This is a genomic window from Hymenobacter jejuensis (assembly GCF_006337165.1).
Taxonomy (GTDB): domain Bacteria; phylum Bacteroidota; class Bacteroidia; order Cytophagales; family Hymenobacteraceae; genus Hymenobacter; species Hymenobacter jejuensis.
The window spans coordinates 1,381,160-1,405,534 of record NZ_CP040896.1; the positions used below are offsets into that span (position 1 = coordinate 1,381,160).

Below are 24,375 nucleotides of genomic sequence, written 5' to 3' on the forward strand. Positions count from 1 at the left end.
TTCGCTCAAAAAGAGCGAAACAGATTATCACATAAATATTTGACTATCAAATATTTATGAAACTATAAAACAAGCGAGTCAATCACTTGATTACCGCCAGCTTGCTGATGCAGCCTTGCTTGCCATCGGCAGTGGCGGAAAGCACCAAATACACGCCCGACTCGACGCGGCGGCCGTTGTAATCGTTGAGGTTCCAGGTGACGGTGCCGCCCGCGGCGCGCGTCTGGTAGACGAGCTTTCCAGCCACGTCGGTGATTTTGACGTCGGCGTTGTTGGCCAGGCCCGAAATGCCCACTTGCCCGCCAAAGTTGCTACGCACGGGGTTCGGAAATACTTTGGCGCAATCGGGGCTGCCTTCCGTGACGGTCGCCGACCCGCGATAGGAAACGACGCCCGCGTCGGCTGTCACGACAAAAACTTCGCCGGTGCGGTCGTTGATGTCTACGTCCACGATGCTGTTGGAGGGCAGCGGGCTGTTGGAAGTCGTAAAGTGCTGAATGGCCTCGTCGCCCTCCGCATTGAACAGCCACAGGCCGTTGTCGGTGCCGAACCACTTGCGGTTGGCGCCATCCACGGCAATGGTTTTCACCACTTCCGTAAACAACGCCGGGTAGTTGGCACCCTCGCCCCGCTTCACGGTAGGCGTGCGAAAGGCACTGCCCTGCGTAAAGGCCAAACTCGGATCGTTGAATACGGCCACGCCCTTGGTGGTGGCTACCCAGATATCGCCCAGCCGGTCTTTCACGATGTCGTAGGCATCGGTTGCGGGCAGTCCATCGGCGGTGGAAAAGCTGTGCGTGGTGCGGTTGGCCGGATCGAAAGCGATGACGCCCAGCACCTGCCCGCCGGCTCGCGCCGCCGTCACCCAGGCCACACCGTAGTCGTCGAGCGCAATGCGTTCCAGATTCTCGGAGCCCGGAAAATACGGCAGCCGCTCCCAGGTCGAAGCCGTGGGGTGAAACACAAACAAGCCCGACGTATTGCTGCTCTGGTGGCGATTGACCACCCACACATTGCCGTCGGCGTCGGTGGTGAGGTCGGTGAGGCGCGTGTAGTTCAGGTCGCTAATCGACGAGACAAGCGGGCTGTTGGCGGGTGTAAACCAACGAAAGCTGCCGGGGCCTTTCCATTCGAGCAGCCCGTTGCCGTAGCTGGCTACGTAGAGTGTGCCATCCGGCGTGCGCACGCCGCGTGACAGGTCCTTGGGGTTGGGAAATTGATTGCGATCCGGGATGGTCTGCGAATTGATGTTCGTCCAACGGCCTTCCTTGAATTCGTAGAAGCCGCCGTAGTTGTCTTTTTGCAGATAGCGGTCGGCATACCCGCCCGAAAACACGTCTACAGTGTTGGTTTGGGCGTTGGCCAACACGCTAAACGAAGTAACACTGGCGGGCGCGTTGGTCAGAAAATTTTCGGCTTGCTGGCCATCGCTGCTCACTTTCACCAAGCCGTTCAGCAAGTCGGCTACGTAAAAGCTGCCGTCTTTGCCGCGTTGCGCCGCAAACGGCACCCGAATCAACGCGTGCCGAATTTCGCGGGCCGCCGCGCTCGCTTGAGCATTAAACAACAAGAGCCGGCTTTCATCCGTCACCAGCAGCCCGGCCCGCGTGGGCGTCAGCTGCCGCACGGCGGTGGTGTACACCCGCGGTTCGGGCCGCCACGCGCCGCTGCGGAAAACTTGCAGGTTATCGTTGTTGAGGCCGGCGTATACGTGGCCGTTGTAGGTAGCCAGGGTGCTGAAGCGATCCTCCGCGTCGGTGGTGCGCGTGGGCAAATCGGTGGTCCAGCGGCGGTAATCGAGCAGGTTGTCGCTGAGCCGGCCACGCATAAGGCCTTTGGCCGTGGCGGCGTACAGCGAGTCTTTTAGCACAGTAGTGGCGCTCACCCGGATGGTTTGGCCATTGGGGCCGATGTTGCCGTAGGAAGCGCGCGTTTCCAGCTTCACCATGTCCAGTACCACAATGCCGAAACCCGCGGAGATGTACGCAAGCTTGCTGTTGAAATACACGTGGTAGATGTCGCGGTTGCCCGGAATCTGCTTGCGCACGATGTCGCCCACGTTCTGCACCGTGCCGTCGGGGCGCAGCACGTCGAGGTTGTTGTTTTTGTAGACCACCAGCACCTGCCGCGTCACCGAATCGTAGGCCACGGTGCGAACACCTACGTCGCTGAGCCCCTCGCGCCGCGACAGCAACGTGGTGGTATTGAGCGCTTTATCGTAATAAAAAAAGGAATTCTCCGTGACCACGTACACCCGGTCGCCGGCGTCAGCGAGGGCTTTGGCTCGGTCGATGGGCAAATGCAGCTGCCAGTCGCCGTAGCCTACCGCGTTCTGAGCCGAAACCCCGCCACCTGCTAACTCACAGATAATCAACGTAATACACCAAAGGCAACTGCGTAACGCTCGGGTCATCGGGGCAGGGAACGAAGGCAAAAAGAACGATACAGGAAACGTCCGGCGCCCGGAATTAGTGCTTGGCGGCTACGCTGGCCGCTTCCGGGCTTTTGCCCTTCATGCCTTCCAGAAAGCAGTGGCGGCAGCGGGCTTCGTACGAATCGGTTTCGCCCAGCAGAATCTGGTCTTCGGAGGCGGCAATACGGAACGAGTACGACGCAATTTCGCCGCACCGCACGCACACGGCGTGCACTTTCGTAACATACTCAGCCACAGCCATTAAGGCCGGTACCGGACCAAAAGGCTTGCCCATGTAGTCCATGTCCAGCCCCGCGACGATGACGCGAGTGCCGCGGTTGGCCAGCTGCACGCACACGTCCACCAACGACTCGTCGAAAAACTGCGCCTCATCAACGCCCACTACATCGCAGCCGCTGGCCAGCAGCAACATTTCCTGGGGCAAAGCAACGGGCGTGGAGCGAATGCTGTTGGCGTTGTGCGACACCACATCGTGCTCGTGATAACGAGTATCGAGGGCGGGCTTAAAAATCTCGACTTGCTGGCGGGCGATTTTGGCCCGGTTGAGGCGGCGAATCAATTCCTCGGTTTTGCCCGAAAACATGGAGCCGCAAACCACTTCAATCCAGCCCCGGCGGGGCACTTCGCGGCCATTGCCGACACGGGGTTCTATAAACACAGAATTCTCAGTTGTCAGTTGTCAGTAACCGGGCGCGCCCAGCCTATTCACAAATCTAAAGTACGACTTTCGCCGGCTAGCCTCAAGCCAGAAGTTGCCGCCGCGAGCGGAAGCACACGTACTCAGGGCTTTCCGGTTCGGCGAAAGTTTTTCGCAGGTATAACAGCTAATCCTTCAAAACTTACCCGGCGTACTGCACATGCGGCAACATAGTAGCCCGAGGCACTTTGCCGGTGACTTCACCCTCTGGCAACTGGGCTTGGCAGGTGAGCCGTTCGTGCGGAAGTAGCCGGCCGGCTGCGCGGTAACGCAATTCGGAGGCCGTAAGCGGCGTTAGATGTTCGCCGCCGGCTAGTATCTGTAGGCGGCACGTCGTACACCGCCCTTTCGCGCCGCAGGCATGCATCCAGTCGTGGCCGGCGGCCTGCAAAGCGGCCAGCAACGTAGCGCCCGCGGGCACGTCCAGCGTAGCTCCAGGCAGATTTTGCACAGTTAGAGTGGGCATCTTTCCCTAAATTGCCCGTTGAATCAGGCTCTCGATGAAGGACAAATATAGCCAAGCAAAGCGCGAACAATACGGCCGTCGGCTGGCCGCGCACCTCTGCGACCAACACTTCGCCACCCAGCCCGCTGCGACCCTCGATGGGCCGGCTGTGCTCCGTTTTACGCCCATCCGGCAGGTAAATCTGTTTGTGGTGCAGCAACTGCTCGCGCAATGGACCGGCGAAATGGCCCGGCTGCGCAGCCCCTACTTTGATTTTGAAGACGCCGACGTGCGCCAGGCCCTCACGCAGTTCATGAACGTGCTTTCCCGGCGCATCAAGGTGACGCGGGCGGCGTTCGAGCCGCTACTGGCCCGCGCTCTCAGCGATACGCTGGGCCTAGCCGCCGATCCGGCGCAGGCTTTTGAACAGAAGTTGTTGGGCAATCAGCCCTCGCCCACGGTAGCCCAACTGCGCGACAGCCTGCGCTACATTGATATTGACAAGGCTCTCTTTCAGGAGTTTATAGACTCCTTGGCAACGGACAGCCCGCTGGAACGCGAGCAAGTGCTGAGCCGCTTCCGGCTGTATCAGGAGGCAAACTACAAGCGCCGTCAACCGGTGGAAAAGCTAGTTGAGGAGTTCGGCAAGCTGCTGCCCCTTACCGAAGCCGAGCTGCGCGAATCAGAACCCGCCGCTACGCCAACGCCCGTTGCCGCCCCGGCTCCGGTCGTGCAGGCCCCCGTTGCTGCGCCTGAGCTTGCGGCAGCGCCCGCTCCCGAACCAGAACCGGCACCTGCGAAAGTGATGGCGCCGCCGGTTTTTGACCCCGTGCCTGTGGCGGAGCCAGTGCAAGTAGCGCCTGCTGCTTCAGTGGCAGCACCGCGCCGCCCCTTGGCAGAAGCTACGGCGCCATCCGGTGTACCGCTGCACGCCAAGCTAAAAGCCGAGCACACTACTACGCCGCTTAGCGAAACGCTCCGCCCGGAGCGCTCCAATGCAATGCTTGCGGAGAAAGCGCCGAAAGTAGAATCGCTGCGGGAAGCGATTTCCATCAACCAGCGATTTAGCTTTATCAACGAGCTGTTTAACGGCGAGAACATGGAGTATCACGCTGCTATTCAGCACCTTGACACCCTCCCCGACCCGGACACAGCCAAACGCTACGTCAGCGAAGACTTGGCCGGCAAGTACGGGTGGGTGCGCAAGGAAGAGCACGTCAATAAGCTCCTCAAGCTCATCGACCGAAAGTTTGCCTAGCGCTCGCGCTGCCGTGAACGCTGCCCCAAGCCCCAGTGCACACCTTGGCTGGCGCCGGCTGTTGCTGGTGTATCTGTTTGCGATCGGCGTAGTGGCCGGCAGTGCCTACACTATGTACGTGCACTACGATTTCTCCCACTCGCCCGACACACGCAGCTACCTGCGCATGGCCCACGGCAAATTTGGCGGAGTGCGCGTCACGCATCGCTACCGGGTTCTGGTGCCTTTCGCGGCGGCCGGCGTTGCGTGGCCGCTCAACCAAGTGTATGCCCGCATCTGGCCGCAGCGCGCCCACGGCGAATGGCCGCTGCGGCTGGGGTTTTACCTTATTAATACGCTGCTGCTAGCGGCGGCGGGCGTGGTCATGTTTCAAACCTGCCTGCTCTACGAAGCTTCACCGGCCGCAGCGGCGCTGGCGATAGTAGCAGTGCTTACCAGCCGATGGGCTGTGTACATCGCCGGCTTGCCGCTCGTCGATAGCTTGTACCTGTTGGTATTGGCGCTCGCATTTTACGCGGCGCGCAGTGGCTCGGGCTGGGCGTTGGCAGCCTGCCTGTTGCTGGGGCCGCATGCCAAAGAGTCTTTCGTTTTTCTGGCGCCGTGGCTGCTGATCTTCGGGCAGCGCGCCGGGCGTTGGCCAGTGCAACTTGCTTTGCTAACCATTTCTCTTATAATCACTTACGGTGTCCGACATTGGGTTGACGTGCAAGCGGGCGCGCCGCCGCAAGAGAGCGTAAATAACGCCTTGGCCCACGTTCAGAACCTTACCTATTCGCTTCGGCGGTTGTTTTCGGTGAAAGGAGCCGGCGAAATCTTCAGCATCTTCGGCTTTTTCACGCTGAGTTTGCTGGCAGGCCTGCGCGGCGGTCGAGCCGCCGCGCAGAGCTGGACACAGCCTCTGGGCTGGGAGGGCGCCAGCTTTTTAGTCGTTGTAGCTGTGCACATGCTACTTTCCGGCGATTTAGGCCGGATGGGCTATTTGGCAGCACCGGTTTTTGCGGTGGCTTTTGCGCTTATTCTTACCCGCCACCCTAACTTTCAGTGGTTGCAGAGCAACAAGTAAACAGCGGAAAGTTAGTTACGTAAGTGTTTTATTATCATACACTTACACAGCAGGTGATTTAATGGATCGCTGAAGAAGCCCGAGAGTTGCGCTCAAGGCTATTAATGGAAAGACCGGCACCAGAAACCGGGCTGCACCCAACGGCCCGGTAAGAAATACCACATAGAACACCAATACGGCTACCACTAGCCGCAAGGGCCATGCGTAAGACCTAGAAAGCAGGAACCGGCCCAACAGTACCAACCGCAAGCCATTGGCTATCGCGATTACCAAGAACGCAACCAGCAGCGCAACAGGCATTTGGCGCGCATACTGCCAGATGGCAGCATAGCCTTTGGCATGCAACTTGGCCAACAAACCCGCGTCGGACTGGCTAGAGAGCCCCAAAAAATGCACCCAGTCGAAGCGGCCGGGGTCGAGGAAGCAGTTGAGCGTTCCTTGCATATGCAACCGAACGGCTACCAACGGGTAACGGGCCAATACCGACCAGCTTTGCGCCGTGATGTAGCGCTGCTGTGCAGCAAAAGAGGGCAATTCGTTTGCTTTCATAACTACTTCACGTACAAAACGTTCTGCGGAATCCACGCCTTCGGTTTGCTGCAATACCCCGCGTACATTGTAACGCAACAGGTTAATTTCGGCAATGCTGGAAAAATGAAAATACCCGGTGCGTTGGTAATTCCAGCCCTGAAAAAGCAGTGCCGCCAGCAGTGGCAGCAGGCCACATGCCAACAGCACCAAACGGCGCATACGCCAAGCGACTACGGCGCTAATGAACAAAAAAACCCCGCAGAACGGGTAAAAAACGGGTTTGGTAAGCATAGCCGCCGTCAAGGCCAGTGCGGCGCCGAGCAAGTAATGCGGCTTTTGCCGTTCGCTGTAAGCCCACGCGCAATACCAGAGTACCACCACACAGGTTTGCAGCAGCAACTCACTCATGAGCACGTTGGCGTAGATAAACTGTGCGGGGTAAGTAGCAATTAGGGCTAATAATGCCCCCCAGTTCCAAGGCTTTGGTTGGTGGCGGCGTAGGCAGAGCGCTATCAGGCTTAAGTTGAAGAAGCTCAGCAGGTTCTGCACCAACAACACTACCCAGGGAAAACCTTCAGAAGTGCCTCCCAAAGCCAGCAGGAACAACGGGTAGCCCGGCGGCCGGATGGTGTATTCCTGCGGGTGCCGGGGCTCGGAGAGCGGCAGCGCGTACAGTTCACCAGCTTGCCGAAGGTTGGTAGCCGCCGTCAGGTAGCGATCAGTATCCGGAAATATATAGTACTGATTATAAACCTGATATAAGAAGAAAGCTCCGTGTAACACCCCCAACGCCAGCCAAAACCAACGGGGCACTGCGGGCAGACGTTGGTCGGCGAAGGAGGGGCTGAGCATTACGCTTTGGGCTAGCGAACCAAGTCTTGCTTGCGGTACGCGTCGATGGCCAGCAAAATAAACAGCAGCGTTGTAAAGGACCACAACGACGAGCCACCGTAGCTAAAAAAAGGCAGCGGAATGCCTACCACCGGCGCCAACCCGATGGTCATGCCGATGTTGACGGCGAAGTGAAAGAAGATGATGCTGGCTACGCAGTAGCCGTACGTTCGCCCAAACACAGATTTCTGACGCTCAGCCACATAGATTATTCTGACCAGCAACGTCATAAACAGCCCGATCGTGACCAGTGTGCCGGCCCACCCCCACTCCTCGCCCACCGTGCAGAAGATGAAATCGGTGCTTTGTTCGGGCACAAAGTCGAATTTGGTTTGGGTGCCTTGCAGGAAGCCCTTGCCCACGAAACCGCCCGAACCAATGGCAATCTTGGATTGCGTAACGTTCCAGCCCACGCCCAGCGGGTCGGCCGAGGGGTTGAGGAGCACCTCAATGCGCTTGCGCTGGTGCGGCTGCAATACATTATTGAAGAAGAAATCAACGCCAAATACCATCCCTATTACCAGCGCCCAAATGGAAATGGCCAGCGGCAAATGGTGGCGGAGCACCCGCGTATTGAGCGCCAGGACCAATGCCAAAATCACGGTGAAAGCACCTAATAACCAGAGCTTTGGAACGAGCAGGGCCAATACCAGAATAATGCCGGCAGCGGCAATAATCAGGAGGATGAGCGGCGACATGCCCTCGCGAAAATACGCCAGCAGAAACGCTCCGAACACCAGCGCCTGCCCCGTTTCGTTGGACGCGATGATGAGCAGCGGCGGCAGCAGCGTCAGGCCGGCCAGCGTGAGCTGATCGCGCCAATTTTGCTGCCGCAAGTTGATGCCGGCCATAAACTGCGAAACGGCCAGCGCCGTGGTAAACTTGGCAAACTCAGCCGGTTGCAGACGAATTGGCCCCAGTTCCAGCCACGAGCGCGAACCCGCGATGGGACGCGCAATGAACAGCGTAGCAATGAGCAACAAAATCATGCCCCCGTAGAGTACGTAGGCAAACGTGTCGTAAGCTTTGTAATCAATCACGACCAGCACCACGATCAGCACGACAGCCGTGCCGATCCACAGGATCTGCTTGAACCAGTTGAACGCCATCAGCTCGCCAAAGCTCAAGTGGCTCAGGGGGTTAGCGGGTGCGTCGGGCGAGTAGCTGGCGGCGTACACATTCAGCCAGCCCAGCCCGACCAGCAGGACGTAAAGCCCGACGGTAACCCAGTCAATACTTCGGCTATAACGCGCTGGTAATGAAGCCATTACTAATGTGTTCTGATAAAACTTTCTGCGGGCCGCATTACCCATTCTTCCCACCGCTTCCGGTAAGGAGCAACGTTGCCGCGTAGGTATTTTTCCATCATCAGCGCCGCCATAGGAGCCGCCGAAGTGCCGCCAAAACCGGCATTTTCGATGAAGACTGCAATGGCTATTTTGGGATCTTCGACGGGCGCAAAGGCTGCAAATGTGGCGTGGTCGTAGCCGTGCGGGTTCTGCACGGTGCCGGTTTTGCCGGCTACCGAAATGCCAAACTGCGCCAGGCTGGCCAGGTTGCCCGTGCCGTTGCGGCCGTCGACTACTTCCTGCATGCCGGGAATGATGTCTTCAAAATGGCGCTGATCGACGCTGGTGTAGTGCCGCTCGCGGTACTCGGGCAGCGGGCCACCGTTGCCAATGCCGCGCACAAAATGCGGCGTGTAATAATAGCCGCGGTTGGCGATAGTCGCCAGAATATTAGCCATTTGCAGACCCGTCACCTGCATTTCGCCCTGCCCGATTGAGAGCGAATAAATCGTGCGGAAGTTCCAGCGATGCAGGCCGTAGCGCTTGTCGTAGAAGTCGGACGATGGAATCAAGCCTTTGCGCTCGTTCAGCAGATCCACGCCCAACTTGTCGCCCAAACCAAACGACATCACCTGTCGGCGCCACTCCGAAAGCCCCAACCGCACATCTTCGCGGGCGTTGCGCGAGCGGCCGCGCAGCAATGCGGTCCGCATCACTTGGTAGAAATACGGGTTGCAACTGTTTTTGATGGCCACGCTCAGGTTGCGCGGTGGCTCGTGCCGGTGCGTGCAGCGCACTAGTTTCCAGTTGCAGTCGAAACCCGTTTGCGGCGTGACTACGCCCATTTGCAGGGCCACCAGCTCATTGACTAGTTTAAATACAGAACCCGGTGAGTAAGAGGCAGTTAATGGCCGGTCGATGAGCGGACGCTCGGGGTTGTTGAGCAGGTCCATGTAGCGGTTGCCCATGCCTTTGCCGCTGAGCATCGCCGGCTCGAAGGTCGGAGAGGAAACGAAGGCCAGAATCTCGCCGGTTTTGGGGTCGAGCGCTACAATTGAGCCGCGCTTACCGGCCATCAACTCTTCGCCGTACTTCTGTAAGTCGATGTCGATGCTGGTATGCAGGTCTTGGCCCGCTACCGACAGCGTATCGAATTCGCCGCCGCGGAAAGCGCCTTTCTCGATGCCGCGGACGTTGACCATGCGGTACTGCACGCCCCGACGCCCCATCAGAATGGGTTCGTAGAAAGATTCCAGCCCGGAAATTCCGAGGAAATCGCCGGGCGAGTACTTCGCGTACTTTGGCTTTTCCAGGAAGGTCGGCGGAATGGAGCCCACGTAGCCCAGCGCGTGCGCCAGATTCTGGGTCTGGTACGAGCGGGCCATGCGCGCTTTGATGCTAAAGCCCGGAAAATCAATAAGATTGTCCTGAATAGCGGCCAGCTCCGGCGTGCTTAGGTTTTGCACGAGCGGCGAGGCCTTCACGCGCGAAAAAGCTTTGGCGGCCTTCATAGAAGCGCGCAACTCTTCGAGCGGCAATTGCAGCAATTGGCAGAAACGCGCCGAATCGAGCTGCTTGACTTCGCGCGGCACCACCATCAGGTCGTACACAGGCGTATTTTGCACAAGCAATTGGCCCTTGCGGTCGTAGATAAGGCCGCGATACGGCACCTGCACCAACCGTTGCAGCGTATTTCGGTCGGCGGCCAGCTTGTAGCTACCGTCGAGCACTTGGATGTAGAAAAGGCGAGCCGCAAACACCAGCGCGACGGTCAGGAAAATGGCCTGAACTACGTACTTGCGACCTTCGAGGTATTGCAAAGCGATGAATCTGATTGGTATTGGCTTCCGGTCCGGCGAACGGATTTGCAAAGGTACAACGCCCTAAGCGTCTCCTCCATGCTGAACACCAATTACTCCGTAAAAATGCACGCCAGAAATCCAAAAAATTCCTCGCTGAACGGCTTAGCTACAAAGGGATTTCCCGCAACCGAGCAAATTATAAATATCTTATAATCAATAAATTACGTTCTTTACCGCCCGCGACGGCGGCTGGGAAAGAACACCAACTGCACAATCAGCAGCGTGAGGCCGGTGAAGAGCGAGCTGACCACGATTTTGCCCAATGTGAGCCCGATGCTGCGCAAGCTACCCAGCTCCAGCAGGAAAAAAGCGGTGTGGTGCAGCACCACGAGCAGCGACAGATACACCATGAACCATTGCCAGCCCATCTGGTGGATGTTGACCGAGTCGGTGGCGTCGTAGCCGTCGCGGGGCGTGAGCAAGCGCAGTACCCACGGGCGCAGATACGTCAGCAGTACGGCGGCGGCGGCATGCACGCCTCCCGTGTCGTAAAACAAATCCATGGTGAAGCCCAGCACAAACCCGAGCAGCAGCTGCACCACAATGGGGGTGCTGATGGGCAAAAACAACAGAAACCCCAGGTAAAAAAAGCACCAACCCAGATCGAACAGCACCAGCTTGCTCACGACCAGCACGTGCAGGGCCACATAAAACGCAAACCGCAACACGGTGATTAGCAATACGCCCGCTCCTCTCATGGCCGATCCTCCTCTTCCGGTTTCATGCCTGCTCTCGTCTCTATGGTATCGCGTTCGGCTTTGGGCCGGCTGCTGACCACGTACACGTAAGTCAGGTTGGAAAAATTGACCGCCAAGCGCACGCGCACCGTCCAGAAGTTCTTGTCGGGCTCCTTCACAAAAGAGTCGATGGTGCCGATCAAAATCCCTTCGGGGAATACCGCGTTGAAACCCGACGTCACGATGGTATCGCCGCGCACGAGCTTGTTCTGGCGCGGGATGTTGTCGAGCAAGGCGTGGGTCGGGTCGTCGCCCAGCCATTTGATGGCGCCCTGCGTGCCGTCGCGCTGAATTTTAGCCGAAATAAGGGTTTTGGAGTGCAGCAACGAAGTAGCCGTGGCGTAGTGTTCGCTCGTCACTTTGATGCGGCCCACTACCCCGGCCGCCGCCACAACACCCATCCCGTTCTTTACCCCGTCGCGGCTGCCCACATTAAGAGTGATGTAGTTATCCACATTTCGAAGCGAATTGTTGATAACTCGGGCCGGAATCAGTGGATAATCCGGGTCGTGGGCCGGCAACGGACGCAACCCCAGTAGTAGCGAGTCGGGGTGGCCCAGCACATGCAGGCGCGCCTGCGTCACGCTGTCTTTGCTGACGGGCAACGAGTCGGCCACGCGGTTCGACAGATCGGAACGGTAGAGTTGCTGGCGCAGCAAAGCGTTTTCCGCCACCAAGCCGCGGTTAACGTCCACGAGGCGAAAGTAGTCGTAGATGCGGGTCCGCACGTCCAGCACCTGGCCCACATAGGAATTGGCCGAATTGAAAAAGGCGGCCCGCTGATACGCACTGTTGCGAATCAGGAGGTACAGGCTCAGTACTTCCAGCAGCCCGAACACCAGGATGCCCCGGTAGCGGAAGAGGAAAGCAAAGAGATTTCTCATTTTTCAATCAACAGGAAACAGGCAGAAAGCAATATTTTGAAAGACCAGATCATCAACAGTCTACAACTATTTGATTATCAAGCATTTACAAAACAACCACTGGTCACTGTCAATTGAAAAATGAGAAGGCTGATCTAGGTCAAGAGCACGCTCTTGAAGGCCGCAATGTTTTTGATGGCCGCGCCGGTGCCGCGCACTACGGCGCGCAACGGATCTTCAGCAATGTGAATCGGTAGCTTGGTCTTGACGGCCAAGCGCTTGTCGAGGCCCCGCAGCAAAGCGCCGCCGCCCGTCAGATGAATGCCGTTTTCGTAGATGTCGGCTGACAACTCGGGTGGGCTGATTTCCAACGCTTTCAACACGGCTTCTTCGATCTTGGCCACCGACTTATCGAGGGCAATGGCGATTTCGGAAGACGTTACTTTGATCACTTTCGGGATGCCCGTCATCAAATCGCGGCCGCGGACTTCAAAGTCGGGCGGCGTGATTTCGAGCTCGGTGAGGGCGGCGCCTACTTCGATTTTGATGCGCTCGGCCGAGCGTTCGCCAATCAGCAGGTTGTGCTGGCGGCGCATGTAATCGAGAATGTCTTGGTTGAACACGTCGCCGGCCGTCTTGATTGACTGGTCGCACACAATACCCGACAGGGCGATAACCGCAATTTCGGTAGTACCGCCGCCGATGTCGATGATCATCGAGCCGATGGGCTGCTCCACGTCGATGCCAATGCCGATTGCGGCGGCCATGGGCTCCTGAATCATCCAGACTTCCTTGGCTCCGGCGTGCTCGGCGGAGTCACGAACGGCGCGCTTTTCTACTTCCGTGATGCCCGACGGAATGCAGATGACCATGCGGTGCGAAGGCTGAAACAGGCGGCGCCGGGTGTCGATCATCCGGATCATGCCTTTGATCATTTCCTCAGCGGCGTGGAAGTCGGCGATTACACCGTCTTTGAGCGGCCGAATGGTACGGATGTTGTCGTGGGTTTTTTCGTGCATTTGCTGCGCCTGCCGACCCACGGCAATCACTTTATTGGTAGTCCGATCTTTTGCGATGATGCTCGGCTCGTCCACCACGATGTTGTCGTTGTGAATGATGAGCGTATTGGCCGTGCCCAGGTCTATGGCAATGTCGCTGGTAAGGAAGTTGAAGAAACCCATTGAGTAACGGCAAAGAGAAGATAATGGGCGGGTTGCGCCCGGAAAAAGTGCGGCAAAAGTACGGAAGTTTCACCGAAGCACCACCGTCTGTCGCACGCGACAGGCGAAGGTTGATGAGGCCGGTTAACGAAGAAGTTGCCTATAACATTGTGTGGCAAACTCAACTGTTGGAGCCTTCTTTTGGCCCTTTGGGCGAAAGAAGGCGTGCGCAAACGCGACCAAAACAGGCCTGAACAAAGCTCCAACTTGCGGATACAGCAAGCCCCGTTGTCGGCCAGAATTGCGGTGACAACGGGGCTTGCTGTGCTTTCAGCAAGGTAACACCTAGAAGCGCGAATCGACTCGCACGGAGTAGCTAAAAAGGTGCTTTTATTTTGCTTAGTGCTTGAAGTGCCGCACCCCGGTCATGACCATGGCCAGGCCCAAACGGTCGCAGGCGGCGATGCTGTCTTGGTCTTTGATGGAGCCACCGGGCTGCACCACGGCCCTGATGCCGGCTTCGGCCGCAATTTCCACGCAATCGGGGAAGGGAAAGAAGGCATCGGAGGCCATTACGGCGCCATTTAGGTCGAAACCAAACGCCCGCGCTTTCTCAATGGCCTGCTTTAAGGCGTCGACGCGGGAGGTTTGGCCCACGCCCGAAGCCAGCAGCTGGCCCGGCCGCGCCAGCACAATGGTATTGCTCTTGGTGTGCTTGCAAACTTTGGCTGCAAACACCAGCGCCTCCGTTTCCTCAGCCGTTGGGGCCGATTGGGTCACAACTTTAAAATCAGCGGCCGTTTCGGTCTGGCGGTCGAAGTCCTGCTCGATGATGCCGTTGAGCAGCGTTTTGATTTGCTTCCGCGGGAACTCCACGGGCTTCTGGCGGAGCAGGATGCGGTTTTTCTTGCTTTGCAGAATCGGCAGGGCGGCCGCGTCGAATTCCGGCGCAATCAGCACTTCAAAGAACAACTTGTTCAGCTCCTGCGCCGTGGGCTCGTCAATGGGCTTGTTGAAGATGATCACACCGCCAAACGCCGACACCGGATCGCAGGCCAGCGCGTTCACATACGCCTCGCGCACCGAAGCGGCCTGAGCCACCCCGCAGGCGTTAGTGTGCTTTAGAATGGCGCAGGCAGGCTGCTCATCTTCAAATTCGGCCATCAGAGCTACGGCCGCATCTACATCCACTAAGTTATTGTAGCTCAATTGCTTACCGTGCAGCTGCTCGAAGAGCGCACTCAAGTCGCCGTAGAACGTGCCGGCTTGGTGCGGGTTTTCGCCGTAGCGCAGCGGCGTGGCCGGCTTCTGACTTACTTTCAGGGTTGTACCTGCCAGGGCGGTACCCTGGCTCATGTACTGAAAAATCTGGGTGTCGTAATGCGACGTGGCCTCAAACGCCGCCGCCGCATACTGCCGCCGGTCTTCCAGGTCGGTGGCGCCGTTTTTGGTGCGGAGCAACTCGGTAACCGCTTCGTACTGGTCGCGGCCACTGACCACAAGCACGTCGCGATAATTTTTGGCGGCGGCGCGCAGCAACGAGATGCCGCCGATGTCAATCTTTTCGATTACGTCTGCTTCCCCGGCGCCGGAGGCTACGGTTTCCTCAAACGGATACAAATCCACGATTACTAGGTCGATGGGCGGAATCTCGTGCTGTGCGGCTTCTTGCGCATCGCTGGCTTCGTGGCGGCGCTGCAAAATTCCGCCAAACACTTTGGGGTGCAGCGTTTTAACTCGGCCGCCAAACACCGCCGGGAAACCCGTCAGGCTCTCCACGGCCGTTACTTCGGCGCCCTGCTCTTCCAGAAATTTCTGCGTGCCGCCCGTCGAATACAGCTGTACGCCGTGCTCCTTCAGCAGCGCTACCAACGGCTCTAATCGGTCTTTGTAATACACGGAAACGAGGGCGGAGCGAATGGCTTGAGGCTGCATGGTCAAAAGAAGTTAGGCTGAACAAATGACGGCACGAAGGTAGCTTGCCCGGCGCCGTGGCCCCAATGGCCTGTATTACCGAATTGTTACGCGCGGGCTCTTCTCTCGGATACCATGAACTTGGTTTTCCGTCGGCACACGCCCCGGATTGCGGATTTAGCTGCACTCATAAGTCGATTTCACACCGCTTTAGGCTCTACTTCTGACGTAAGTAAGGCATAGGGTCAACCTTCGGCTTCCTTTTCAAGTTGAAAGAAATGTATGTCAATTGCCTCACAACCTTCGCCCCCGACCGCGCCCCCGGTCGATGCGCTGCCGCCGCTCTGTCCGGAAATGGCAGCCGCCCAGCTCGCGCCGCGCCTAGCTGCTCATGCTATTCATTCTGACTATGAAGGCGGTTTTCCGAGCGAAGAGCTGAACTGGCTGCGCGAAGCAGGACTATTGGCTGCACCTTTGCACAAATCATTGAATATCAATTATTTATACGACAACCTCCTGTATTTTTCGCTGCGTACTCTCAAGCACATTGGGCGCGGCAATCTGGCGGTGGGGCGTGTGTACGAGGGGCATGTCAATGCGCTGCAGCTAGTCCAGCGGTTTGGCCAACCGGAACAACTGGCGCGTTGGGCCGCCGATGCCGAAGCGGGACATCTGTTTGGGGTTTGGAACACGGAAGCGCACGACGGCGTCCGGCTCGAGCCGCTGGCGGACGGGCGCTACCGGATGCACGGCAGCAAAACCTTTGGCTCCGGCGCCGGGCACGTCACGCGGCCTCTGATTACGGGAGCCCTGCCCGACGGCGGCTGGCAGATGGTTGTGTTGCCGGCCGACCAACAGTCGCCGGTGCTCGACAAATCATTTTGGCGGCCTTTGGGCATGCGGGCTACCGCCAGCTTTAAAGTCGATTTTACGGGGTTAGAACTCAACGCCGAGGATCTGCTGGGCCAGCCCGGCGATTATTACCGCCAGCCGTGGTTTAGCGGCGGTGCCATTCGGTTTGCCGCCGTGCAGTTGGGGGGCGCCGAGGCCGTATTTGATGAAACCCGCCTCTTTTTAAATCAGCTGCACCGCACCGACGACCCGTACCAGCGCATGCGGTTGGGGGAGTTGGCCCTGTTGGTCGAGAGCGGCAACCAGTGGCTACGCAGTGCCGCCGAACACGCTTCCCGGCCCGCCGCTATCGCAGAGCCAGAAGCCACCGTTGCCTATGCCAACCTCACCCGCACGGCCATCGAAGACATTTGTTTGCGGGTGCTGCAATTGGCCGAGCGCTGCGTAGGTGCCCGCGGTCTGCTGCGCCCGTTGCCCTTTGAGCGCTTGCACCGCGACCTGACCCATTATCTGCGCCAGCCCGCTCCGGATGCTGCTATCGCCGACGCCGGCCGCTTTGTGCTTTCCGAGGCAAACATCCCTGCTCATGCCCTCTGGAATGACTAATCCTCAGCCCATTAGCTTCAAGGCCCTACCCATCAGAGAATCCGCTTTTGCCCAAACGCTTGGTCCTACGGTGGTGGTGGCACCCCACCCCGACGATGAATCGCTGGGGTGTGGGGGCTTGTTGGCGTTGTTGAGAGCCGAGCAAGTGCCGGTGAGTGCCGTGCTGGTGAGCGATGGCACGATGTCGCATCCCAACTCACAGAAATTTCCGCCCACCGCCCGCCGATCGTTGCGCGAAGCAGAATTTCAGGAAGCGCTTGATTTACTAGGCATTGCCCCCGAACACAAGCTTCTGATGCGCTTGCCCGATGGCGCTGTGCCGGGCTTGCAGGTACCGGGCTTTGCAGAAGCCGTTTTGCAGCTTATTTCCTTCTTTACAGCTACTGCCCCGGCCACAGTGCTGGTGCCCTGGCGCCGCGATCCGCACCCTGACCATCGGGCAACCAGCCAGCTTGTGCGGGCGGCGCTGGCGGCGTTGCCCAACGCGCCGCGCCTACTGGAATACGTGGTGTGGGCCTGGGAACGGGCGGCCCCGCACGAGTTGCCCCAGACCGGGGAAGTGGAGGGATGGCGTATCGGCATTGAGCCGGTGCTGGCGCAAAAACAAAAAGCCATTGCCGCGCATCGCTCCCAGCTCACCAACCTAATCGACGACGACCCAACGGGATTTCAGCTGGCTCCGCAGATGTTGGCGCATTTTGCCCAGCCCACCGAGGTATACCTCGAATACACAAACTATTGATTATAAGACATTTATATAAAATGAATAAGGATCAGCCCAATACCCTGCCGCCCGACTATTTTGCCGGAGTTTATCAGGCCAACGCCGACCCGTGGAAATTTGAGACCAGCCCGTACGAGCACGAAAAATATGCGACTACGCTGGCCGCTTTGCCCCGGCCTCGCTACGGGCGGGCTTTTGAAGTGGGCTGCTCGTTGGGCGTCCTGACCGAGCAACTAGCAACGCGCTGCGACTACTTATTGGCCGTAGACGTAGCGGAGGCGCCTTTGGAGCGCGCCCGCGCCCGGTGCGCCAACTTGCCGCAGGTCGAATTTCGGCTGATGTTTCTGCCCAACGAGTTTCCGGACGGCGGCGCTTTTGATCTGATCATGCTGTCGGAAGTTGGCTATTACTGGAGCCTGCCCGACTTGGAACGTGTAGCCACAGGCCTGCTGGACCGTTTGGCGCCGGGAGGCCAGTTGTTGCTCGTACACTGGACCCCCGTCGTGCACGATTATCCGCTCACGGGCGACGAGGTGCATGATTTTTTTCTTTCTCAAGCAACTGTTTCGGGCCCTTTACGCCACCTGCACGGCCAGCGCTACGAAACCTACCGGCTCGATTTGTTTGAAAAGCGTTAGCGTACTGGCCGCTCGTAGTGCCTAATGAGCTGGCGTACTTCGTCCAAGGCCTGTTGTAGTGGCACCAGTGGCCAGCGCTTTTCCCACAGGCCAGCGGTAGCGCGCTCGGCCGCTACCCAGCTCCAAAGCGCCCCAAACGTAGCCGCTTGCGGGAGTTGCAAGGCCAATTTTATGGCTGAAATGCCCAAGGATGTGCTTAGCTCACGTACGGTTTGTCTGTGGGGGGCGACGGCTGCCGTGCGCACGGTAGCCCAAAGCGAGCGCAACTGCCTGCGCGTCTGCCACTCCTGAAGCAAGCATTTTCCGCTTTCTACCTGAGGCTCACGCTGTTGTTGGTGCAGACGCGACCATTGGCGCAACTGCCACGAAAGCCCTACCGCGACGCGCCCCGTTTGGCGGTCGGAGGTAAGTACACGCACCAACGGGCTATGGCGCACGCGCAGATCGTGGCGGCGTAGGGCTTGATAGAGCGCTTCATCTTCCAAATATTGCACGACTGGCAGTCCGCCTACCTGTCGGTACGCCTGCGGCGTAATGGCAAAGCTGGCCCCAAAATGCTGTTGATGGCGCGGCCACGCATCAGCCGGGTCCGGGTCGATCAGGCTTTCGAGGCGCGCCCGCAGCAACCGGTACACGGCGTCGCGCAGGTGGTGCCGCCGACTTGCCACCGAAGCCCGGCAAGTACCCGCAATGGTCAGAATCCGGCCGCCCACGGCATCGGCGCCGGCAGCCAGCTCCGCGTGCGTGGCAGCGAGCCATGTCGGCGCCACACAGGTATCGGCATCGGTGCTGGCAATGAAGCAGTTAGGCAATTTATGCAACTCCAACCGCCGATACGCTTCGTCCATTAGCAAGCGCCGGGCTCGGCCTACGTGCGCCTCGGCAGGCGGAAGCGTCAGTTCCACCACGTGCAGCGCCACATCCGGGTTGGTTCGCGCAAAGCGCCGGGCCACCTCGGCCGTTTGGTCGCGGCAGTTGTTGGCCAGCACAATGATTTCGTAGCTACGACGGTCGAACGGAGCACCGTCCAGGTCGGTTTGGGCTGCCAACGCCATCAAGGCGCGCTTGAGATGGCGCGCTTCGTTTTTGGCCGGAATGATAACCGTGGCTAGCAGTTGTGAGGCGGGTGGCGCGCCGATGTACAAGCGAGGAGCCGATGCCATCGGCTCGCCCCCACCCTGAAAGCGCAGGGGTAAAACAGGTTCCATTGACTCGCTAATACGCCGATTACCGCGCCGGGGTGTCAACTGCCGTGCTAATAAATAATAAATTAATCAGGCTTGGCGGCTACCCGCGTTAGCAGCCTGTTGGGAGTTTCTGCACAGTGTCGAGCTTCGCTGCTCCTCATCTGGCGGTAAGTTGAGCACTAGCATACTTGGCCTGAAAAGCAGAATGGCCCTTTCTGCTCGAAAGGGCCATTCTGCAAAACATTAATTATCAATAACTTAGAAGGCTTCTCCTACTGCAAAGATGATTCCAGAGTTGCCACCTGAGCCCACACCGTAGTCGAGGCGAATGTTGAGTCGGTCGCGGCGGTTGAAGCGGAAGCGGGCACCTACGCCGCCGGCAAACTTGGTACCGTCGAAGCTATAATCGGAGAGCTTGTAGCCCACTTGCCCCACGCCCAAAAACGCGGCTCCGTCGAAGCGCCAAAATAACTTTTGGCGAATTTCGGCCTGAAATGTGGTGAACTGGCGGTCGCGGAAGCGGGCTTCGTAAATGCCGCGCATCAGGTAGGTATTGTTGTAGAGCGAGCCGCCCAGCGTGGCGCCCATGCCGCCCAGCTCGCGAAAAGGCACACTGCCCGAGTGGTATTGCCCCAAAAATTGCAGCGCCAAAATGGTATTGTTGGAGCCAAACAGCGGGTTGAAATGGCGTGCATCCACTTGGTAACGCGTGAACTTATAGTCGCTGCCCAGCGCCGACCCGTTGAACAGCATGTGCGCATCCACATAATTGCCGGTGTACGTAGCCAGCACGTTGTCGCGGCCGTCGTAGAGGAGCGCCGGGCCGAGGCCAGATGTAATTCCACCGCTCCGCTCCTGCGAGCTTAAGCGGTTATACACGTTGAGGGGGTTGTTGCCTTGGTCGACCGGGTCTTTTAATTTTACGTCGCCTAAGTTGGTAAGCCGGTAGCGCAAGCCCACAAACAGGTTGGGTACCACTTTGGCCAATGCCTTCTCATCGAACACGAAAAGCGGGTACTTTATCTTGACCTCGTCGCTCTTGCGCGTGTCGTTGCCGCGGCCGTAGTAGCTGAAAACCAAGTCGTAATAACTCAGCTCGCCCGAGAAAAAGAATTTTTCTTCCGGCGTAAAGATGTTGTGGGTAAGCTGCAGTGTGGTTTGCTTTTTCTGCGAAATCCAGCCCAGCAACCGGACGTTCGACTTGCGCACGGTGGTGTCGGTGCCGAAGCGCCAGACTGGCAAAATGGCGAGGCCGCCTGCAAAGCCGGTTTCCTGCTGGTAGAAGGCAATCGGCACCGGAATAAAGCTGGGCTTCTCCTTCTTGTCTTTGTCTTTCTCGGGCGGGGTAACGGCCACAACGGGCGCGACAGTAGTCACCCGAACGGCTGAATCGGGAGAAACAGGCGTGGTAACCGATTGAGCAGATGCAAGTTGGCCTAACAGCAGCAGTGCCGACAACGGGTAGAGAAAACGCATATAGTGGGCTGGGGATAGAAAGCTGAGCAATAACCCTGACTAAGTACTAAATAAACGTCTTTTTAGTCAATTTTTATTGTCCGCCTTGTTAACGCAGAATCGGCCAAACTGTTTTGCTAGCCTCCTGCCAGCAGCATAGACAGCACGCCGGCCAGCATGATCCATTTGCACCAGCTGCTCAACCTCGAAAAATCGCGGCGGCGATCGGCGTGGGCTAAATACCGTCCCAGCAACCCCAAGGGCACCCATACAGTAAGCCACAGCCATAACCCCAGGAGCCACCGACGATCTTGCGCGGCCTCCCAAATGGTACCCGTCAGCAGCAGAAACAAGCTGAGCAGGAAAAAGCCGGCTACCCACTTGGTGCGGGCCACGCCCCACACAATGGGCAGCGTACGGCAGTCGTGTTGCGCATCGCCGCGCATGTCTTCTACATCCTTCACGATTTCGCGCACCACTGTTAGCAGAAAAGCAGCCAACGCATATACCCACACCGTAGGGCTGCCGGTGCGCAGTTGTAGTTCGGGCAGCAGCACCAGCGATGCCGTGAGGGCGCCGATGCTTACATTTCCGACCAACGCTACGCGCTTAAACCGAATTGAATAGCCCCACAACAGCAGCGCCGAGCCCAGATGCACCAGTCCCAGCAACGGCGACAGCAAGCCGGCGACCGCTATGCCAATGCCCGTAAGCACGAGATGAGCCAGCATCGCATGCCGCCGATTGATCACTCGCCCTACTACCAGGCGACTGGGCCGGTTGATGGCGTCGATCTTGACGTCGTAGTAATCATTGATGATGTAGCCCGCCGCCGCCACACTGAGCGTCGCTACTACCAGCAAGCCAAACCTGGGGGCTAGCAGTGCCTTCAGCAGCTCGTTGGGCAACAGCAGACAAGCCCGCACCAAGCACAGGCACAAGGCCATCAGCACGAGGTTGGGAAAGCGAATCAGCCGCAACAGCGGGCGATCGCTGCCACCGCCACCCACAGGCGGCAACTGAGCAGAAGGCAGGGCGGCGGAAGGCATGGCGGAGTAAAAGAAACCAATTGGCAAAGATGCAGGGCGGCGCGCGTAATCAGGCTACCTGCCCACCAGATTAGGCCCAAAAAGAAAGCCTCTCCAAAGGGGAGAGGCTTTCTCAGCAAGAAAAAAACGTAAGTAGGCAGGAACCTACAGTTTCTTCACATTCACCGCGTTAACACCTTTGCGGCCTTCCTGCGTGTCGAACTCCACGCGGTCGTTTTGTTGAATTTGGCCCCCGTTAAGACCGGTTACGTGGACGAAGAAATCTTCCTTCGTGCCGTCTTCCGTAATGAAGCCGTAGCCCTTCGACTCATTAAAGAATTTTACGGTTCCTGTTTTCATGAAAAAAATAAAAAAGGTGAATGGATGAGTGGGTAAAGATAGAGGGATTTTAGAAAATCACAACCCACTCAGGACGCTCACAAGGGCACAAAACCGAGAAAACGTGCTGTTGTCCAGCCTACTACGCGGGCAGGTTACCAGGTCTTCTGGGCTTTCATTACCGCCTCAATCAGCTCGCGTACGGCACCCTGTCCGCCGCCTTTGGTGGCTACATAATTGCTGATGGCCAGCACGTCGGAGGCGGCATCGATGGGGCAAGCGGCCACGGCGCACCGACGCATTACCTCCATGTCGGGCATGTCGTCGCCCATGTAGGCGATGTGCGCTGGGTCGAGGCGATGCACGTTGATGTAGGTGTTGAAGATCTTCATCTTGTCGTCGACACCCAGGTAGATATCGAGCACGTCCAGCGACTCCAAGCGCTTGCGCACGCCTTCTTCCTCGCGCCCCGAAATGACCACGATGCGGTAGCCCTTCCGCAAGGCATGCCGGATGGCATACCCGTCGCGAATATGAAAGGCACGGGCTTGCTCGCCGGAGTTCAGCGCCAATAAAGTACCGTCGGTCAGGACGCCATCCACATCGAGGACGAAGGCTTGCACGGTGGACAGGTCAGGCGGGGTAAGGGGGGCAGGCATCACCAGAGATAAGAAGAAACCGGTAGCGTAGCCAAAGTCGTATCCGTGAGGCAGTTAGGCTTTGGCCAATCGTAGCCGCCCGCAGGCAGCAACGACGAAGATTTGTAATTACTTAATAATCAATCACTTATTGATTATCGCGCCATTCATAAACCCACTTGGCCTGAATCTGTTCGAGGTGGCCTTCCGTGGCTTGTTCGCGGGTGCCTTCGAAGTTGGGCAGTGTGAGCACCCATTCCAGCAAATCGGTAAAACGGATCCGGTAGATTTTGTTTTCCGTGAAGTCGTCCCCAAATTTTTCGTAAAGCGCCATGGCGATGTCCTCGTGGTCGCTCCACTTCATGGGAGGCTCAAAGTGATTCATAGGGTAGGAATATCAGGTGGTAGGTTAGCCGTTAACTGGATGCTGATGCGATTATTCATAACCATTTGACAATCAAATGGTTATGAATAACAGAAGCCTTAATGTCCCAAGAACTCCTGTGGGGGCAGCAAGATTACCAGATCCTCGTTGCCTTGCACAACGCACTGGCACCCAAGGCGGGAATTGATGCGCGGATTGACGGCGCGATCGATGAAATCCTCTTCTTTATCGCTGATTTCGGGCAGGTCGTCTTCGCCCTGCAACACGTACACGTGGCAAGTGCTGCAACCGCAAACGCCGCCGCAATTATGCTGCAAGTGTATTCCGTTGTTGAGGGCAACGTCCAGCACCGATTCGCCCTGCGCCGCAACGTGCGTCTGATCGGGCTGGCCGTCCTGAAACTTAAAGGTGATATTGACAGCTTTCACGGCGTGACTTATTAAGCAAAGCTAAATGCGGGCACGAAGGTAGGCACCCCCGCCCCCGAATCAAAGCTACTTCGGGTCTTCGTTGTTTCGAGCCGGTGCTTGCGCTTGTTGCTGAATGCTGATTGTCAAGGCTTTGTATAAAGCCTGCCATTGTGGGTGGGCCGCCAGCGCAGCCTCGTGCCGGTGCAGCGTAGGCGTATCCTGGCGGGCAGCCGGGCCCGTCTGGACGGTAAAAGGTGGGTTGGCCAACGCCTTTTCTGTGGTTTCGCGCACCAAGGGCGCCAGCAAGTCGAAAGGCAAGCCGGCTTCCTGCATCAGCGCGTGGCTGATGCCCAGCACATGATTGGTGAAATTGCTGGCAAACACGGCCGCTACGTGTAGCGCCAAGCGCGCGGGCGTGGCCACCAACCGCACGTCGTGGCTCAGGCTGTGCGCCAGCCGAAGCAACGTGGCTTCGCCAACCGCTTCAGCGGCTTCGATACACAAGGGCACGGTTTCCCACGCTACCGCGCGGCCAGGACTGAACGTTTGCAGCGGGTAGAAAACACCTCCCCGCACCCCGGAATACGCCGCAAAAACGTCCAGTGGCAGCGCGCCGGCCGTGTGTGTCACTAACGCATTCATTGGAAAATGGGCCACTTGCAACACATTCGCAACGGCTGCATCGGGCACGGCCAGCACGAAAACATCGGCCTCCAGGTGCCGCAAATCGGGGTCGGTATCGGCCGTTGCGCCGTGTAGGCGTGCTGCCAAACTGGTAGCGCTAGCCGCCGAGCGACTCCAAATGTGCACCACCCGATGGCCTGCCTGCTCCAGCGCCGGTGCTAGGTGCGCGGCCACCCGCCCCGCCCCCAGCAACACCACGCGCAACGCGTTGGGAGAAGAAACAGCAGCAGTTGGGAGCGCAGGAAGTGGCAGCATACAAACGGACCAGTTTGGCAACTAGAAGTT

The 24,375-nt window shown here is 58.1% G+C and carries 23 protein-coding genes; 5 read left to right on the forward strand and 18 right to left on the reverse strand.

Going from position 1 to position 24,375, the window contains the following annotated elements:
* Window positions 1-82: 82 nt before the first annotated feature.
* The 3 genes from porZ to FHG12_RS05535 all read right to left on the reverse strand — a co-directional run bounded on the left by porZ (window position 83) and on the right by FHG12_RS05535 (window position 3,597).
* Window positions 83-2,413: a type IX secretion system anionic LPS delivery protein PorZ gene (gene porZ, locus FHG12_RS05525; RefSeq protein ID WP_139514782.1), complete on the reverse strand. Its 2,331-nt coding sequence runs from the start codon at window positions 2,411-2,413 to the stop codon at window positions 83-85.
* A 55-nt stretch (window positions 2,414-2,468) separates the two neighbouring features.
* Window positions 2,469-3,092, reverse strand: coding sequence for a thymidine kinase (locus FHG12_RS05530; RefSeq protein WP_139514783.1), 624 nt, complete (start codon window positions 3,090-3,092; stop codon window positions 2,469-2,471).
* A 181-nt stretch (window positions 3,093-3,273) separates the two neighbouring features.
* Window positions 3,274-3,597: a 2Fe-2S iron-sulfur cluster-binding protein gene (locus FHG12_RS05535; RefSeq protein WP_139514784.1), complete on the reverse strand. Its 324-nt coding sequence runs from the start codon at window positions 3,595-3,597 to the stop codon at window positions 3,274-3,276.
* A gap of 34 nt (window positions 3,598-3,631) precedes the next feature.
* On the opposite strand from FHG12_RS05535, the gene FHG12_RS05540 reads away from it, so the two are divergent.
* Together FHG12_RS05540 and FHG12_RS05545 are read left to right on the forward strand one after the other, a co-directional pair.
* On the forward strand, window positions 3,632-4,834 hold the full coding sequence (locus FHG12_RS05540) for a hypothetical protein (RefSeq protein ID WP_139514785.1): 1,203 nt from the start codon (window positions 3,632-3,634) through the stop codon (window positions 4,832-4,834).
* A gap of 13 nt (window positions 4,835-4,847) precedes the next feature.
* Complete coding sequence (locus FHG12_RS05545; RefSeq protein WP_230471304.1) at window positions 4,848-5,897, forward strand: hypothetical protein; 1,050 nt, start codon at window positions 4,848-4,850, stop codon at window positions 5,895-5,897.
* A 42-nt stretch (window positions 5,898-5,939) separates the two neighbouring features.
* On the opposite strand, the gene FHG12_RS05550 is transcribed toward FHG12_RS05545, so the two are convergent.
* The 7 genes from FHG12_RS05550 to purH form a co-directional block, all read right to left on the reverse strand.
* Window positions 5,940-7,280, reverse strand: a complete 1,341-nt coding sequence (locus tag FHG12_RS05550) for a hypothetical protein (protein WP_139514787.1) — start codon at window positions 7,278-7,280, stop codon at window positions 5,940-5,942.
* An 11-nt stretch (window positions 7,281-7,291) separates the two neighbouring features.
* The gene (gene rodA / locus FHG12_RS05555; RefSeq protein WP_139514788.1) at window positions 7,292-8,587 is read right to left on the reverse strand and encodes a rod shape-determining protein RodA; all 1,296 of its coding nucleotides are present in this window, start codon (window positions 8,585-8,587) and stop codon (window positions 7,292-7,294) included.
* A 2-nt stretch (window positions 8,588-8,589) separates the two neighbouring features.
* A complete protein-coding gene (gene mrdA, locus FHG12_RS05560) occupies window positions 8,590-10,428 on the reverse strand; it encodes a penicillin-binding protein 2 (RefSeq protein ID WP_139514789.1) in 1,839 nt (612 codons plus the stop codon).
* A 212-nt stretch (window positions 10,429-10,640) separates the two neighbouring features.
* The gene (locus tag FHG12_RS05565; protein WP_139514790.1) at window positions 10,641-11,168 is read right to left on the reverse strand and encodes a hypothetical protein; all 528 of its coding nucleotides are present in this window, start codon (window positions 11,166-11,168) and stop codon (window positions 10,641-10,643) included.
* Window positions 11,165-12,091 (reverse strand): rod shape-determining protein MreC, encoded by a 927-nt coding sequence (mreC, locus tag FHG12_RS05570; RefSeq protein WP_139514791.1) that lies wholly within the window; start codon window positions 12,089-12,091, stop codon window positions 11,165-11,167. The genes FHG12_RS05565 and mreC overlap by 4 nt, the downstream gene beginning before the upstream one ends.
* Window positions 12,092-12,225: 134 nt before the next feature.
* Window positions 12,226-13,251, reverse strand: a complete 1,026-nt coding sequence (locus FHG12_RS05575) for a rod shape-determining protein (RefSeq protein WP_139514792.1) — start codon at window positions 13,249-13,251, stop codon at window positions 12,226-12,228.
* A gap of 378 nt (window positions 13,252-13,629) precedes the next feature.
* A complete protein-coding gene (gene purH / locus FHG12_RS05580) occupies window positions 13,630-15,165 on the reverse strand; it encodes a bifunctional phosphoribosylaminoimidazolecarboxamide formyltransferase/IMP cyclohydrolase (protein ID WP_139514793.1) in 1,536 nt (511 codons plus the stop codon).
* Window positions 15,166-15,426: 261 nt separating this feature from the next.
* Here purH and FHG12_RS05585 point away from each other — a divergent pair, with 261 nt between their 5' ends.
* The 3 genes from FHG12_RS05585 to FHG12_RS05595 are packed head-to-tail and all read left to right on the forward strand — an operon-like array spanning window position 15,427 to window position 17,964.
* Window positions 15,427-16,602, forward strand: coding sequence for an acyl-CoA dehydrogenase (locus FHG12_RS05585; protein ID WP_230471305.1), 1,176 nt, complete (start codon window positions 15,427-15,429; stop codon window positions 16,600-16,602).
* Window positions 16,595-17,344, forward strand: coding sequence for a PIG-L deacetylase family protein (locus tag FHG12_RS05590; RefSeq protein WP_139514794.1), 750 nt, complete (start codon window positions 16,595-16,597; stop codon window positions 17,342-17,344). The genes FHG12_RS05585 and FHG12_RS05590 overlap by 8 nt, the downstream gene beginning before the upstream one ends.
* Before the next feature lie 20 nt (window positions 17,345-17,364).
* Window positions 17,365-17,964, forward strand: a complete 600-nt coding sequence (locus FHG12_RS05595; protein WP_139514795.1) for a class I SAM-dependent DNA methyltransferase — start codon at window positions 17,365-17,367, stop codon at window positions 17,962-17,964.
* Here FHG12_RS05595 and FHG12_RS05600 read toward each other — a convergent pair.
* The 8 genes from FHG12_RS05600 to FHG12_RS05635 all read right to left on the reverse strand — a co-directional run bounded on the left by FHG12_RS05600 (window position 17,961) and on the right by FHG12_RS05635 (window position 24,345).
* Entirely contained in the window at window positions 17,961-19,172 is a 1,212-nt protein-coding gene (locus tag FHG12_RS05600; protein ID WP_139514796.1) for a glycosyltransferase, read from the reverse strand. The two genes, FHG12_RS05595 and FHG12_RS05600, sit on opposite strands and share 4 nt — an antisense overlap.
* Window positions 19,173-19,409: 237 nt before the next feature.
* Window positions 19,410-20,627, reverse strand: coding sequence for a BamA/TamA family outer membrane protein (locus tag FHG12_RS05605; RefSeq protein WP_139514797.1), 1,218 nt, complete (start codon window positions 20,625-20,627; stop codon window positions 19,410-19,412).
* Window positions 20,628-20,743: 116 nt separating this feature from the next.
* Window positions 20,744-21,655, reverse strand: coding sequence for a geranylgeranylglycerol-phosphate geranylgeranyltransferase (locus FHG12_RS05610; RefSeq protein WP_139514798.1), 912 nt, complete (start codon window positions 21,653-21,655; stop codon window positions 20,744-20,746).
* A gap of 144 nt (window positions 21,656-21,799) precedes the next feature.
* On the reverse strand, window positions 21,800-21,994 hold the full coding sequence (locus tag FHG12_RS05615) for a cold-shock protein (RefSeq protein ID WP_139514799.1): 195 nt from the start codon (window positions 21,992-21,994) through the stop codon (window positions 21,800-21,802).
* Between the two features lie 134 nt (window positions 21,995-22,128).
* A complete protein-coding gene (locus FHG12_RS05620; RefSeq protein ID WP_139514800.1) occupies window positions 22,129-22,632 on the reverse strand; it encodes a KdsC family phosphatase in 504 nt (167 codons plus the stop codon).
* A gap of 127 nt (window positions 22,633-22,759) precedes the next feature.
* The gene (gene iscX, locus FHG12_RS05625; RefSeq protein WP_139514801.1) at window positions 22,760-22,996 is read right to left on the reverse strand and encodes a Fe-S cluster assembly protein IscX; all 237 of its coding nucleotides are present in this window, start codon (window positions 22,994-22,996) and stop codon (window positions 22,760-22,762) included.
* Between the two features lie 98 nt (window positions 22,997-23,094).
* Window positions 23,095-23,424 (reverse strand): 2Fe-2S iron-sulfur cluster-binding protein, encoded by a 330-nt coding sequence (locus FHG12_RS05630; protein WP_139514802.1) that lies wholly within the window; start codon window positions 23,422-23,424, stop codon window positions 23,095-23,097.
* Window positions 23,425-23,490: 66 nt separating this feature from the next.
* The gene (locus FHG12_RS05635) at window positions 23,491-24,345 is read right to left on the reverse strand and encodes a Rossmann-like and DUF2520 domain-containing protein (protein ID WP_139514803.1); all 855 of its coding nucleotides are present in this window, start codon (window positions 24,343-24,345) and stop codon (window positions 23,491-23,493) included.
* Window positions 24,346-24,375 lie beyond the last annotated feature (30 nt).

Bases quoted from the DNA above. Each gene is read 5' to 3' on its own strand.
- FHG12_RS05615 (WP_139514799.1), bottom strand. From the start codon at position 21,994: ATGAAAACAGGAACCGTAAAATTCTTTAATGAGTCGAAGGGCTACGGC.
- FHG12_RS05575 (WP_139514792.1), bottom strand. From the start codon at position 13,251: ATGGGTTTCTTCAACTTCCTTACCAGCGACATTGCCATAGACCTGGGC.
- FHG12_RS05610 (WP_139514798.1), bottom strand. From the start codon at position 21,655: ATGCCTTCCGCCGCCCTGCCTTCTGCTCAGTTGCCGCCTGTGGGTGGC.
- FHG12_RS05600 (WP_139514796.1), bottom strand. From the start codon at position 19,172: ATGGAACCTGTTTTACCCCTGCGCTTTCAGGGTGGGGGCGAGCCGATG.
- FHG12_RS05535 (WP_139514784.1), bottom strand. From the start codon at position 3,597: ATGCCCACTCTAACTGTGCAAAATCTGCCTGGAGCTACGCTGGACGTG.
- FHG12_RS05620 (WP_139514800.1), bottom strand. From the start codon at position 22,632: ATGCCTGCCCCCCTTACCCCGCCTGACCTGTCCACCGTGCAAGCCTTC.
- mreC (WP_139514791.1), bottom strand. From the start codon at position 12,091: ATGAGAAATCTCTTTGCTTTCCTCTTCCGCTACCGGGGCATCCTGGTG.
- FHG12_RS05595 (WP_139514795.1), top strand. From the start codon at position 17,365: ATGAATAAGGATCAGCCCAATACCCTGCCGCCCGACTATTTTGCCGGA.
- FHG12_RS05585 (WP_230471305.1), top strand. From the start codon at position 15,427: ATGTCAATTGCCTCACAACCTTCGCCCCCGACCGCGCCCCCGGTCGAT.
- FHG12_RS05550 (WP_139514787.1), bottom strand. From the start codon at position 7,280: ATGCTCAGCCCCTCCTTCGCCGACCAACGTCTGCCCGCAGTGCCCCGT.
- FHG12_RS05540 (WP_139514785.1), top strand. From the start codon at position 3,632: ATGAAGGACAAATATAGCCAAGCAAAGCGCGAACAATACGGCCGTCGG.
- FHG12_RS05635 (WP_139514803.1), bottom strand. From the start codon at position 24,345: ATGCTGCCACTTCCTGCGCTCCCAACTGCTGCTGTTTCTTCTCCCAAC.
- rodA (WP_139514788.1), bottom strand. From the start codon at position 8,587: ATGGCTTCATTACCAGCGCGTTATAGCCGAAGTATTGACTGGGTTACC.
- FHG12_RS05565 (WP_139514790.1), bottom strand. From the start codon at position 11,168: ATGAGAGGAGCGGGCGTATTGCTAATCACCGTGTTGCGGTTTGCGTTT.
- purH (WP_139514793.1), bottom strand. From the start codon at position 15,165: ATGCAGCCTCAAGCCATTCGCTCCGCCCTCGTTTCCGTGTATTACAAA.
- iscX (WP_139514801.1), bottom strand. From the start codon at position 22,996: ATGAATCACTTTGAGCCTCCCATGAAGTGGAGCGACCACGAGGACATC.
- FHG12_RS05605 (WP_139514797.1), bottom strand. From the start codon at position 20,627: ATGCGTTTTCTCTACCCGTTGTCGGCACTGCTGCTGTTAGGCCAACTT.
- FHG12_RS05590 (WP_139514794.1), top strand. From the start codon at position 16,595: ATGACTAATCCTCAGCCCATTAGCTTCAAGGCCCTACCCATCAGAGAA.
- porZ (WP_139514782.1), bottom strand. From the start codon at position 2,413: ATGACCCGAGCGTTACGCAGTTGCCTTTGGTGTATTACGTTGATTATC.